Annotated in this window: 1 protein-coding gene; it reads left to right on the forward strand. The window is 47.7% G+C overall.

The window, feature by feature from the left end; genetic code table 11:
• Positions 1-343: 343 nt before the first annotated feature.
• A complete protein-coding gene (locus DW49_RS1000000133210) occupies positions 344-535 on the forward strand; it encodes a hypothetical protein (RefSeq protein WP_081591312.1) in 192 nt (63 codons plus the stop codon).
• Positions 536-610: the final 75 nt, after the last annotated feature.

Raw genomic sequence — 610 nt, forward strand, 5'->3', positions numbered from 1 at the left:
TGTTTTCGAAAAAATCAGCCACCAACTAACGGAAAATTCAAATCTTATCAATAGCTTAGCTTGCAGGTTATGGGTAACTTATTTCGAAAACAGTACACTAGAATGAAGCAGCTAAGTTGCGCCTCCGCCGGCGCATTCGTGCTGCCTTTTCAGTGTATTCGGTGCTTTGAAGGCCAAAAACCGGCATTCATAGATGGTCAGGTGATAAAAAATAAACGGTAAATTCCACCAGTTATGAGACCAAAGATTCGCGAATAACCAGCCGCCTGTTTAGGCGAAATCGATCCGTAGGACTGATTTCCAGCCGCTACACTCGTCTCCTCTGATTCGACTCGGAGGTACCATGAGCGCCGCATCAGCTCAGAAATGGGTGATCGAGCCATTCCCTCGACTGGACTGGCTACCCGACGAAACCTTATTCAGCTTGTGCAGTCGACAGCACCTGGTAATGGGAAACCTAGACCATGCCACCACATCGACTGCCGTGCTGGGCCTATCTGAGAAATTTATAAAACATGGCGGCGGCAAAAACTGAGCGCAACACCTGACCAATCCGGTACGGTGAACCTATGTCATATCATGAACTCAGCATTGAAGAACGCATCACGAT

The organism is Pseudomonas avellanae BPIC 631 (assembly GCF_000444135.1).
GTDB classification, from domain to species: Bacteria; Pseudomonadota; Gammaproteobacteria; order Pseudomonadales; family Pseudomonadaceae; genus Aquipseudomonas; species Aquipseudomonas avellanae.

Coding starts and splice junctions, on each gene's coding strand:
- DW49_RS1000000133210 (WP_081591312.1), top strand. CDS start 344: ATGAGCGCCGCATCAGCTCAGAAATGGGTGATCGAGCCATTCCCTCGA.